Annotated in this window: 6 protein-coding genes and 3 pseudogenes; 3 read left to right on the forward strand and 6 right to left on the reverse strand. The window is 40.8% G+C overall.

The window, feature by feature from the left end:
- Nucleotides 1-163 precede the first annotated feature (163 nt).
- Nucleotides 164-1,312, reverse strand: a complete 1,149-nt coding sequence (gene yiaY, locus JCM15074_RS03320; RefSeq protein ID WP_025819905.1) for an L-threonine dehydrogenase — start codon at nt 1,310-1,312, stop codon at nt 164-166.
- A 296-nt stretch (nt 1,313-1,608) separates the two neighbouring features.
- On the opposite strand from yiaY, the gene JCM15074_RS03325 reads away from it, so the two are divergent.
- The 3 genes from JCM15074_RS03325 to JCM15074_RS03335 all read left to right on the forward strand — a co-directional run bounded on the left by JCM15074_RS03325 (nt 1,609) and on the right by JCM15074_RS03335 (nt 4,865).
- Nucleotides 1,609-2,871 (forward strand): DEAD/DEAH box helicase, encoded by a 1,263-nt coding sequence (locus tag JCM15074_RS03325; protein ID WP_025819906.1) that lies wholly within the window; start codon nt 1,609-1,611, stop codon nt 2,869-2,871.
- Between the two features lie 49 nt (nt 2,872-2,920).
- A complete protein-coding gene (locus JCM15074_RS03330; protein WP_025819907.1) occupies nt 2,921-4,276 on the forward strand; it encodes an MATE family efflux transporter in 1,356 nt (451 codons plus the stop codon).
- Between the two features lie 70 nt (nt 4,277-4,346).
- Nucleotides 4,347-4,865 carry a hypothetical protein gene (locus tag JCM15074_RS03335; RefSeq protein ID WP_148300724.1) on the forward strand — a complete coding sequence of 173 codons (519 nt, stop codon included), beginning with the start codon at nt 4,347-4,349 and terminating at the stop codon, nt 4,863-4,865.
- 43 nt (nt 4,866-4,908) lie between these two features.
- On the opposite strand, the gene JCM15074_RS03340 is transcribed toward JCM15074_RS03335, so the two are convergent.
- The 5 genes and pseudogenes from JCM15074_RS03340 to JCM15074_RS20690 form a co-directional block, all read right to left on the reverse strand.
- Complete coding sequence (locus JCM15074_RS03340) at nt 4,909-5,478, reverse strand: LutC/YkgG family protein (protein ID WP_025819909.1); 570 nt, start codon at nt 5,476-5,478, stop codon at nt 4,909-4,911.
- A gap of 4 nt (nt 5,479-5,482) precedes the next feature.
- Nucleotides 5,483-6,858: pseudogene (locus tag JCM15074_RS20680) on the reverse strand (lactate utilization protein B).
- Between the two features lie 9 nt (nt 6,859-6,867).
- On the reverse strand, nt 6,868-7,617 hold the full coding sequence (locus tag JCM15074_RS03350) for a (Fe-S)-binding protein (protein WP_025819910.1): 750 nt from the start codon (nt 7,615-7,617) through the stop codon (nt 6,868-6,870).
- A gap of 263 nt (nt 7,618-7,880) precedes the next feature.
- Nucleotides 7,881-10,686 (reverse strand): annotated as a pseudogene (locus tag JCM15074_RS20685) (FAD-binding and (Fe-S)-binding domain-containing protein).
- A gap of 71 nt (nt 10,687-10,757) precedes the next feature.
- Nucleotides 10,758-12,397, reverse strand: a pseudogene (locus JCM15074_RS20690) (L-lactate permease).
- Nucleotides 12,398-12,710: the final 313 nt, after the last annotated feature.

Consider the following 12,710-nt stretch of genomic DNA (forward strand, 5'->3'; position numbering starts at 1 on the left):
TATACTAAGTTGTTGAATTATCTTTTCTAAGATCACTTTAGGCTTGTTTTACTATTTTGAAAAGTGTTGTTTAGTGCATAAAAACAAAAAAGGTCAAAAAGTTAACTTTTTGACCTTTCATTAATTTAAAGAGCGTTAATCAAGTAAATTGATTGGAATTTGATTATAGCGCGTTAGTGAAGATTTGGCATATATCTGCATGGGTAGCTTGTTTCGGATTTGTGAAGCCACAAGCATCATTTAATGCATTATCCGCCAACATTGGAATATCTTCAGCTTTAACACCTAATTCAGTTAAGTTTTTAGGAATATTAACCGCGGCAGCAAGCGCTTTGATTGCTTCAATGGCAGCACATGCACCTTGGTTGTCATCTAATTGGCTGACGTCAACGCCCATTGCTTTGGCGACATCACGTAAACGGTGTGCGCTGACTTGCGCATTATATTGTTGTACATGTGGTAGTAATAGTGCATTACATACGCCATGAGGCAGATCGTAATAGCCACCAAGCTGGTGTGCCATCGCATGTACATAACCTAAACTTGCATTATTAAATGCCATACCTGCTAAAAATTGCGCGTAAGCCATCTGCTCGCGAGCATCGATGTCTTGTCCATTTGCGACGGCCGCAGCAAGATTTTGAGCAATAATCTCAATCGCTTTAATTGCGCAAGCATCAGTGATTGGGTTTGCTGCTGTTGATACATAAGCTTCAACTGCGTGAGTCAGTGCATCCATCCCTGTTGCTGCTGTTAAGCCCGCTGGTTTAGCGAGCATCAATTCAGGGTCATTAACTGACATAATTGGGGTGGTATGTTTGTCAACAATAGCCATTTTAATATGACGTTCTTCATCTGTAATAATACAGAAACGGGTCATTTCTGATGCCGTACCCGCTGTGGTATTGATAGCAACAAGTGGCATTTGTGGTTTAGCTGAACGATCAACACCTTCATAGTCTTTAATGCTACCGCCATTGGTGGCTACTAAAGCGATACCTTTGGCGCAATCATGTGGAGAACCACCACCAAGAGAAACAACAAAATCACAACCATGTTGCTTGAGTAATTCAAGACCTTGATTGACATTAGTCATGGTTGGGTTAGGTTGAACACCATCATATACTGTGGTTGCAATATTATGGGCATTCAATTTCTCAACAACTTGTGCAACTAGGCCAATATTAACTAATGGTTTGTCGGTAACTACTAACGCATGTTTGAAGCCAAGACCTTGGATATCTGTAATTGCATCTTCAACGGCGCCTTGTCCTAAAACGTTAACGCTAGGAATAAAAAATTTAGCAACCATACATCACCTCATTATATTTAAAACGTGAAAAGCTGTTCTGATTTACAAACAAAGTAACAATTCACATACCCGCATATTGTGATCTGGCTCTTAAAACGGTGAGAGATTATATATCTATTACTAAATTATTATTTTTTTACTTAAATATCAGTTGATTAGGTTTTATTGTATTTAAGCGAATAGTGATCTCGATCGATTTATGTCTGGCGTGTTAATGATGCGAAAATAATCTTTATTCGCTATCTAAGGCATAAATTTGCTAGACTCCCGCCCTTGCTGGAGTATAAGAAGCCATTATGAACATAGATTCACTAAATATCGCCCCTTTATTAATTGAGGGATTAACTGCTTGCCAATATCAGTCTCTCACTGATGTACAACAAGTTGTGGTGCCATTTGCACTGTCTAACAACGATGACTTAGGCGTTTGTGCGCCCACTGGTACGGGTAAAACCGCCGCATTTGCAATTCCATTATTGCAGCAGTTATTAGCAAGTGATGATGTTGATAATGGCGCTGTTAAAGTGCTAATTATGACACCGACGCGTGAACTTGCGATTCAAATTGGTGAAAATATTGAGCAATATGCCCAGTTTACAGATATCAAAGTATTAACGGTATACGGTGGCAGTAATATCAATCCTCAGCGTAAAGCGCTGGCGAAAGGCATCGATATTTTAGTGGCAACTCCAGGCCGTTTATTTGATCTTTGTAGCCAATATGGCTTGCAATTAGATCAAGTTACGCAGTTAGTGATTGATGAAGCTGATCGTATGCTAGACATGGGCTTTGTTAAAGATATCCAAAAAGCCAAGCGTTTGTTAGCACCGCAGCACCGTACCATGCTATTTTCAGCGACGTTTACTGAGCAGATTAATGCGTTAGCTAATACGATGCTCGCCCAGCCCAAGTGGATTAATGTGTCGGCTAAAGCCGGTGCTGCTAAGATAGACGAACAGGTGTTTTTATTAGATAAACGCCGTAAATCTGAATTTTTGGCTGAAACGGTTGGTCGCCAAAACTTGCAACAAGTGATGGTCTTTGTAAACAGTAAAGAGTCTGCAGAATTACTTGCACATGAGTTATTACTTGATGGTTTAAGTTGTGCAGTGTTACATGGTGATAAAACCCAAGGCAGTCGTAACCGTTCATTAGCTGATTTTAAAGCGGGTAAAGTTAAATTGCTGGTGGCGACTGATATTGCTGCGCGCGGTATTGATATTCAAAATCTGCCATTGGTGGTTAACTATGAATTGCCAGAAGAGATTGAAGATTATACCCATCGTATTGGTCGTACGGGACGTGCTGGTAATCAAGGTCAAGCTTGGTCATTAATTTCGCCAATTGAACGTCAACAGCTGCATTTAATTGAACAAGATATTGAGCGTCAATTATCAGTATCAAGCCCTGCAGGTTATGAAATTGGTGCACCATTACCAGAGCGTTACCGTGAACTAATGACCAAAAAGCCTAAAAAATTATTTACCCCTAAAAAGTATGAGCACAAGAAAAAAACTTCTGCTTCACGTCAAGGTAAGTGGCAAAAAAAGTCAAAGTAACTGATTAACTGGGGTAGAATCATGCCACTGTTTTTAGCTGAACATGCCTATGTCTACCTCTGTGACTTCTGAACAAGATTTAGCCATGATAAACGAGCCGATTGCTCGTTTATTTTGGCGTTATTCCATTCCTACTATTGCCTCAATGTTAGTGACAGGTATTTATGTCACTATCGACGGTATGTTTATCGGTCATTACCTCGGCGAGCAAGGTTTAGCTGGCATGATGCTAGCTTATCCTGTGGCTTCAATTTTGTATGCGGTTGGTGCATTAATTGGCATGGGTAGCGCCGCTTTAGTTTCTATCTATCTTGGCCGTAATAACGTGATTCAGGCACGGCGCCTCGTTGGTAATGCCTTTAGTCTTTGCTTATTATTTGGTCTTTTCTTTGCCATCGTTGGTTGTTGGTCTAGTTCCCATATTTTGCAATGGCTGGGAGCGACAGGCGAAGTCTTGAAGAGTGCAGAGCAGTACCTGTTTTGGTATTTTGCGCTTGGCACTTGGCCAATATTATCAATGGCATTCTCAGCTTTGCTACGTAATGATGGCCGTCCTCAAGCCGTAACTTGGATTTTAATTCTAGGTGGCGTGCTTAATGTTATTTTTGATTATTTATGGATTGTTGTTTGGCCTTATGGCTTAACTGGTGCTGCTATCGCAACCATGTTAGCGCAGGCCATTACTGCTGCCTTCTATTTACACCATTTCTTTTGGGGTAAAACACGGCTTGGTATTAACTGGCAACAGATGCGTTTAACTGTTAGCAATTGCCTTGAAATTTTCAAAATGGGCTTGCCAAGTTTTCTGATGAACTTGTATTTGTCGATTGTGCTGACATTACATAATATGGCATTTATGTGGGTCGGTGGGCCAATTCATGTTGCGGCTTATGCCGTCGTGAGTTATACCGAAGCGCTGTTTTATTTGATTTTTGAGGGTATCGCTCTAGGTTGCCAACCGATATTAAGTTTCAATGCTGGTGCGCGCCGTTTTGAACGCGTATTTGCCACCTTTAAATATGCTGTTGTAGCAACCTTGCTGGTTGCGTTTATTGCAGTGACATTTATCTATATTAAACCTGAGTGGTTAGTTTATCTATTTGCTGGCGATAATCCGGCATTAACGCCAGTGGCAGTAAATGGTATGTTGCTCTACTTCTGGGGGCTGCCAATGGAAGGTTTATTGTTGGTTGGCGCAAGCTTCTTACAAGCGATTGGCTTATCCAAACAGGCATCGACCATTACCGGTGCAAAACTGATTTTAATTGCGATAATTCTATATCTATTTGCTTGGTTATTTGGCTTAACTGGCGTCTGGATTTCACTGGCAGTATGTAGTTGTATTCTACTGGTATGGTTGGTTTTCTTACTTAAAAGAGTATCGGTATCACACGCAATAAAATGATGCAAATTGTTACTTGTTTGTGGTGATGACAGATCTCATAATATTCAAAAATATTGATGAGATCTCCAAATTGAAAGCGCTTAATTTACGTAGCGTTATTTGGCTAAGTGTAACGGCATTAATTGCTATTGTGGTGGTGTCATTGTTGATGATTAAGTATAAAGAGCATCAACTTGCCCATCTAACTGAAGTTTATCAGGCTTATCATGAAGCTCATGATAATTTAGATATGCCGCTGGCGATAGAGTTGGCCCAGCAAGCTTACGAATTAGGCTTGGTTGAGTATGGTGAATATTCATTAGATTCTGCCATGTTGGCATTTAATTGGGCAAATTTAATTAAGCCACAGGCGCCTGAGCAAGCATTTGAATTATATCAATATGTGTTAGAAAGCTTTAGCCGTACCTATGGGCGGGAACGGATTGAGTTACACAGTACTTTAGTTAATTTAGGTGATACAAGTCCTTCAAGAGAACAAGCTTCAAATTACTTCCAGCAAGCGATTACCATTGCGGAACATTATAACAAGCCAAGCTTGATCAGTGAGACTGAGCAGCACTATCAGCGCAAAATGCATAGTGCGATTTAATAAAAAATGCCGCATATAGCGGCATTTTTATTATTAATAAACGTTAAACAAGATAAACGTTTAAGCTACAAGCACCATGTGCACCAACAACTAATGATTGCTCAATATCTGCTGTTTTAGATGGGCCTGAAATAAAGGTACCAAACTGACCTGATGCGATTTCTACCTTTTGTACTGCGATATGCATATTTGCACATACATCTTCAGCGGCAAGTACAATTAATAGGTTCTCACAAATAAATGGTGTTACGCGGTGGCCAACTGATTCGTTGTTTACCCAGATACAACCATTTTCTGCAACACCAACATGACCTTTAATAATGGCATAATCAATATCATGTAGTTCATGTGGATCTGCTGGTACTTCACGGTTGCCTGTCACGCCATCAACCAATGAAATAATCTGCTTACCTTCGCTTGATAATTTATCAATTTCAGCTTGTAGACCGGTAAGGCCACCATCACGATGTAGTGTTGCTGTAACCGTGTTTAAGCTGGTTTCAAATTGACTAAGTAGATCATCTAGACGAGCCGGAATATTAATTACTGGCATCGCATTATCGCTTAACGCAGTAGTTGATAGGGCTTGTAAAATTGCTTGTTTGCTCGACATATGATTAGCTCCGGTGTTTCTTGTACCAAGTTTCAAAACTTGAATTAGGTGCAACAGGAAGTTCGCGATATTTACCCCAAGCGCCTGCAAATGGTTTTAATAGGCTATTTGGTAAGTATTTTAACGACGTACGGGCAATGCTCATTGAGCAGTTAAATAGGGTTTCATTACCCATTAATTTACCCACTAATGGCATATATTTCTCTTTGCCATAAGGTAGCTGATGGTTTTCAGCTTTAATGCGACGGTGATGAGCAATAATTTTTGCTAGCGGCACCTTAGTTGGGCACACAAAACTACAGCTACAGCATAATGTACATGCCCATGCTAGAGAGTTGGTATCATCACGCTGGGCACCGACTGCAATACCGATAGGGCCTGGAATGGTATAGTTATAGCTATGACCACCAGAACGACGATATACAGGACAAGTATTTAAACAACCACCACAACGAATACACTTTAATGATTCAGCAAGAATCTTATCTTGCATCATTTTAGTACGGCCATTATCAACGATGATAATGTGCATTTCGCCATCTTCTTTCGGGCCACGATAGAATGAACTATAAGTGGTTGAAAGCTGACCTGTAGCGTTACGCGCTAGCATACGTAGTAATAGACCCGCAGCATCGATATTAGGGACAACTTTATCGATACCCATTGAATGCAATTGCAGTTTAGGCAGGTTAGCGCCCATATCTGCGTTACCTTCGTTGGTACATACGACTACCGCACCTTTGTCAGCAATGGCCATGTTGACGCCTGTCATTGCTGCATCAGCACTTAAAAATTGCTCACGTAAGTGAACACGTGCTGCACGAGTTAAGTAGGTCGGGTCACTTGCGCCAGCTTCTGTACCAATTTTTTCATGGAATAGGTCGCCTACTTCTTCCTTTTTAAGGTGAATAGCAGGTACCACGATATGTGATGGTGGCTGACCAGCAAGCTGGATGATGCGCTCACCTAAGTCGGTATCGATAACTTCAATACCAAAGCTTTCTAGGTAAGGGTTCATATGGCATTCTTCAGTCAACATTGACTTAGACTTTACCAATTTCTTAACGTTATGTTGCTTAAGATGCTGTGCACAATTTTATTGTGCTCTTCGCCATCTTTAGCCCAATGAACTTGAATGCCATTTGCATGACAGTTTTTTTCAAATTCTTCTAAATATGTGGCTAAGTTAGTTAGCGTGTGAAGTTTGATTTCAGAGGCTAACTGACGTAGTTGCTCCCACTCGGGTAAGCTAGCTGCAGCGCGGTCACGTTTTTCACGTAAAGTCCAAAGCGCTTTAGAATGCCAGTCTACGCGAGCTTCATCTTGACAAAAAATGTCAGCTTTTTGAGCATGGGTTTGTGCATTGCTGTGATTAGACATGGCAAATTCCTATAGAGCTGCGTTGATCACTTGCGCGATGTGGCGAGTTTGGATCGGAAGTAATTGGCGACGGATCATACCATCAAGATGAAGTAGGCAAGATGGGTCGAAACCAACCACATACATCGCACCTGTTTCAGCATGGGCTACCGCTTTATCTTTGCCCATTTTTGCTGATACAGCACCTTCATCCATAGCGAACGTACCACCGAAACCACAACATTCATCACGGCGTTCTGGATAAACAATTTCAATACCCGGAACCTGACTTAATACCGCTTCTACTTTATTGAATGGTGCTTCCATTGATTCACTTGGAGAAGCTAGACCTAACATTCTAATACCGTGACAGCTTAGGTGAATGCTCACTTTATGGTTAAATGGGCGTTTAAATAAGCTAGGATCGATAGGTGCTACGTCGTGTAAGAATTCAGTTAATTCATACAGCTTGTTGATCACTTCTTGTGCTTCAGGGCTAGTGTCAAACTCGTGAAAGTTTTCTTTAGCAGCAACTAAACACGATGCAGCAGGGCAAACAATTGCATCACACTCAACACCTTTAAATGCGTTCAGTAATTTTAGTGTTGTTTTTCTTGCGGCATCAAAGCAGCCTGAGTTAGTCATTGGTTGACCACAGCATGTTTGATCTGCAGGTAAAATAACTTCGTGGCCTAACTTTTCAAGCAGTTCTAGCGTTGCTACTGCAACTTCTGGAACAAATTGATTCACAAGGCATGGTGTGAATAATGCAATTTTCATTAGCGTTATCTCATTTGTTGGCAGACATTGGTACACCTAATTATTTATGTTATCGCGGTGTATAAATTGGGCTGACAATATATGCTTATATCCCTATGATAAATAGTGTTAATTAAGCAAATGAATATAAACATTATTGCAAAAATGAGAAAGTGTAACATGTTGTTTTACAACAATAAAAATACACTTCTCATTTTGCTTAATTGTCGCTTTTCGTTTTAGTAAATAGATTGTTTAACAATGGGTTAACTAATCTATAGGTATTACCGACTACATTCCTCGAGTAAATAAGCAAGGTGTTGGTATGAGATACCGCTATGATGACTCAAACCTACTTCACAAGTTCTATTGGCTGAATAACCTTGTTTAAAGTCTGCGGGAATTAGTTTTTTTATATTACGTAGTGCACTTGCGTTTATTTCTGGTTTATATAGGCCTTTTTCACCGGCAAAACCACAGCATTCAATGCCTGCTGGCACCACAATGTGTTCAACACAAGCATTGGCAAGTGCCATCATTTTTGTTTCCATATGCATATGTCTAGCACTACAGCCAATATGGATTGTGGCATTAGCTTTCTTGGTTAAGTGTAGTTTAGGTAGCACCTTATCGTGCATAAATTCAACTAAATCGACAATTTCGATATTGGGATTCCCTTGTAAGGCACGTTTAGTGCATGACAGAGCATCAATAATGACAGGCATTTTGCCATTGTCACTTACATCGGCCATTGCTTGTAGGAGTTGTTGCTGTTTCATATCGGCATTTTTAAAGTCACCTTTTGATTCCCACATCTGACCGCAACATAAATCACGGCTATTGTCTGGAACAATGACGTTAAAGCCTGCTCGTTCAAGCAAAGTGATGGTGACTTCAGAAAGGCTACGAGTATCGCTATCGACAGGCGTTGCGCCAAAAGTACGACCACCACAAGCTGGGAAGTACACCACACTCGGCTTGTTTGCTTGAATAGGTGATGGTGTGGCAATAGATGACCCTTTAGGAAAATCAGGATTCCAATAGGGGACTTCTTTGCTAAGTGCACGGCTGACATTCATTAAGCCACTGGTAAAACCATCACCAGTTAGGCGGTGAATTTTATCGAGTAAATTAAATCCTGTGCTGATGGCTTGGTTAACACCACCATAATGCTTTGCTTGAAAATCTAGCACTTTTTGATCGGTAGTGGTGATATAGTCGCTGCGCAATTTTCGCACCAGTTGCCCCATACTATTATCAACAGGGCAGGCGATGGTACACAGTTGGCAAGCCGCACAGGTATCGACCACATCATATTTTGCGGCTGCTCGCATTTTTTCTGCTGCTGTTTTATCTCCGGATTGTTCTAGGCGTTCGATTTCACGTAGCGTGGCAATACGTTGTCTTGGGGATAGATTTAATGCTGAAGTTGGGCAAGTTTTTTCACAAAAGCCACATTCAATACAGCGATCAACAAGATCATCAACAACAGGGCAAGGCTTCATATTTTTAATATGAATTTGGGCATCATCATTTAATATCACGCCTGGATTAAGTAGGCCTTCTGGATCAAAGATATGCTTGATATTTTTCATTAATACATAAGCATCATTACCCCATTCCATTTCAACAAAAGGGGCGACTGCACGGCCTGTACCATGCTCTGCTTTCATTGAACCATCATATTTATTGATGACCATATCTGCGACATCTTGCATAAAGGCATCAAAACGCTCTACATCGGCATTGGTGGCAAATTTAGGTGTGATAATGAAGTGGAAGTTACCTGCTAATGCATGGCCATAAATAACCCCTTCAGGGTAGCCATGTTTATGAAATAACTCGGTAAGATCTTTAGCCGCGTTAGCAAGGTGTGGCAATTCAAACGCCACATCTTCGATAATCACTGAAGTGCCTTTTGGTCGTTCACCACCAATAATCGGGAACAGTCCTGAACGCATCGCCCAATATTGACCGTATACTGCAGGATCTGTACTGAAACTGATTGGTCGCTCAGTTTTAATATGCGCGAGTTTGCTTATTACATCTTGGGTGTAAGCGGCGAGGGTATGGTCATCATTAGCACGTGATTCAATCAATAGAATAGCTGCATTTTCAGGTAAATCAGCCAGCCATAGTGGCATTCCTTTTTTGCCTGTTACCGCTTTAATTGACGCCCAATCGAGTAATTCAGCTGCGGCAACACTATCGCCTACAATTTGTTGAACAGCATCTGCAGCATCTTCCATATTGAAAAATACCGCCATAGCTGAAGCTTTATATTTAGCATCTTCTACCGTGTGATAGGTTACTTCTTCAACAAAGGCGAGAGTGCCTTCTGCACCAACGATAAGATGATTAATCAGTTCAAATGGATCGGTATAATCAACTAACGCGTTTAAGCTATAACCCGTAGTATTTTTTATCGAATATTTCTTTTTGATACGGGCTGTGAGAGCTTCATTTTGTTGGGTTAATAGGGCAAGTTGTTGTAATTGAGCCAGTAGTTCTGGATGGGATTGACTAAATTCGGCTTTAGATTGCTCGCAACCTGTATCTAATCTTGTCCCATCCACAAATACCAACTTTGCAGAGGCGATGGTTTGGTAGCTATTTTGTGCGGTACCACAACACATACCTGAAGCATTATTAGAGACAATACCGCCAATTTTTGCAGAGGCTAATGTTGCTGGATCTGGGCCAATTTTTTTATTGAAGGGTTTTAAGGCTAGCATTAGCATCGGCACCAATAACGGCTGCGCCAACACTAATTTGGCTTTGATCTTGGTTTATCTTGATCTCTCTGAAACCATCAAAACCGAGCATTAATAAAATACCTTCACCAATGGCTTGGCCAGAAAGACTGGTGCCTGCAGCGCGGAAGGTGACTGGAACTTGATGTGAACGTGCAACCTCTAAGGTTTTGATGGCATCTTTAATTGATTCTGCATGGACCACTATTTCTGGCACAATTCTGAAATAACTGGCATCCGTTGACCATGCAAAGCGCCTAACAGGATCATTACTTACTGCGTGTTCTCCAAGTTGACAGACTAGGTCTGCCATCACTACGTTATAGTTAATTGACATTGTTCACTCTCTTTTACAGCTAGAAAAAGGCTCAATCGAAATTGAGCCTATTGAATCATTTTAATTATGTTTTAAAAACCGCCCCAGAAAGTGGCGATTGTGCCTGCAATTAAGGCATAACCTAATGCGATAGGCATTGTTTTGCGGATGATTTCAGATTCTCGACCCGCCATACCAACAACCGTTGCGGCCGCGACTACGTTCATTACACACATCATATTACCGGCGTTAGCGCCGATCATTTGTAAACCGAGCACTAACTGAGTGTTTAAGCCTAGGCTATCTGCGGCGGTATACTGTAAGTTTGAAAACATCATATTTGAGAAGGTGGCAGAGCCAGATAGGAAGGCACCAAAAATACCTATAACAGGTGCTAAAAATTCCCATACAGAGCCAAAGACACTGGCCATTGCGGAGGCTAGTTCAACAGGCATTGAACCTAAACCTTGAATGCCATTATCGCCCGAGTTAAGGAATATCTTAACCATGGTACTGATGCGCCTAACGAGATAATGGTGGGTAACATCGACTTTGAAGAATCTATAATTGAGGTTTTAATGGCGCTGCCATTCATCTTAAAAATGATAAAGCCTAAAATACAAACCACAATGAAGAAGGTGCCGGGTAGATATAGCGGGGCAATGCTCTGGTGTAAACTGGTGCCCATAATTGGTCCAGTTGAAAATACCACTGATTTTAATAATGCAGTAAATGGTTCAATGGTACGCGAAAGTACTAATAAAACCGCCATGACTAAATAGGGAGCCCAGGCCGTTAATTGTGAATATTTAACTTGGGTTTCTACATGTTTAATTTCTACTTTTTCAGCAAAGTCATTCCAAGTGGTTTTAGGCAGTAACCATCCTTTCTTAGCGGCTGGAATAACAATTGCCATACCAATAAGCGCACCAATTACAGACGGGAACTCTGGACCAATAAAGTAATTCATTAGCCATGCGGGGATGGTGAATGCAAAACCTGAAAACAGGGCAAACTTCCAAACTTGTAGGCCTTCCTTAAATGATTTGTTTTTGCCAAAAAATCCCGTTAATACACAAACAAGGACTAGTGGAATTAAGCTGCCAGTAATGAGGTCTATGGTGCTGGCATGTAATGCAATGCCTGATAAATACTCACTAATTCCCATATTGTGGGCTTGCATAAAACCGTCAGATACATAACCACCACCTGCTTTTAATCCTTGCTCAAGACCAAAGTTAATCGGCGTACCAATTGCGCCAAATGACACAGAGGTTGAATCGGCAATAAGGGCGACGACCGCAGCGGCAATTGGCGGTACACCGATAAGTACTAATAGCGGCGCGCAAATCGCAGCGGGTGTTCCAAAACCAGCAGAGCCTTCAATAAATGAACCAAATAACCAACAGATAATGATGACCTGTACTCGGCGGTCATCACTGATGTTAGTGAAGCCTGCACGGATGGTATCCATCGCTCCTGAATTTTTGAGGGTATTAAGTAAGAATACGGCACCGAAAATAATGAATAGTGGCGTGAGGGAGGCAACTAATCCTTCTAAAATTGAGGCCATCAGTAACTGGGTTGGCATTTTCCAGATAAATGCGGCAGCAGCTAGAGTAAGTAATAACGAAATAGGCATCGCTTTAGATGCTGGCAGTCGAAACCAAACGAGAAATAACATTACACCGATAATAGGCGTTAAGCTGGCGAGTAATTGGATAAAGGTCATGCTTGCCTCTGTAATTGGATATGATAATTTTTTAAATACGTTGTTAGTGACCAATCTATGTCGGTTAATCTAACGAATTACATTGCGATTTTTTTATGTAGTAACTGAAATCTAAGTACCGATTAATAACGGTTTTCTGATTTAGATTTAGTTAATTCAAAATACGTTATAGATCACATTTTGTGTGTGACCAAGATCACTTCAAAAGGAAAAAATGCACCACATAAATAAATATTAATCTAACAATCAAATTCTTAAAATTCACAATAGATTGACAAGTGAGCTAAAAATGTAATTTTTAAAGCGTTTTGCT

This window comes from Shewanella marina JCM 15074 (assembly GCF_000614975.1).
GTDB lineage: Bacteria > Pseudomonadota > Gammaproteobacteria > Enterobacterales > Shewanellaceae > Shewanella > Shewanella marina.

Bases quoted from the DNA above. Each gene is read 5' to 3' on its own strand.
- yiaY (WP_025819905.1), bottom strand. From the start codon at position 1,312: ATGGTTGCTAAATTTTTTATTCCTAGCGTTAACGTTTTAGGACAAGGC.
- JCM15074_RS03325 (WP_025819906.1), top strand. From the start codon at position 1,609: ATGAACATAGATTCACTAAATATCGCCCCTTTATTAATTGAGGGATTA.
- JCM15074_RS03330 (WP_025819907.1), top strand. From the start codon at position 2,921: ATGTCTACCTCTGTGACTTCTGAACAAGATTTAGCCATGATAAACGAG.
- JCM15074_RS03340 (WP_025819909.1), bottom strand. From the start codon at position 5,478: ATGTCGAGCAAACAAGCAATTTTACAAGCCCTATCAACTACTGCGTTA.
- JCM15074_RS03350 (WP_025819910.1), bottom strand. From the start codon at position 7,617: ATGAAAATTGCATTATTCACACCATGCCTTGTGAATCAATTTGTTCCA.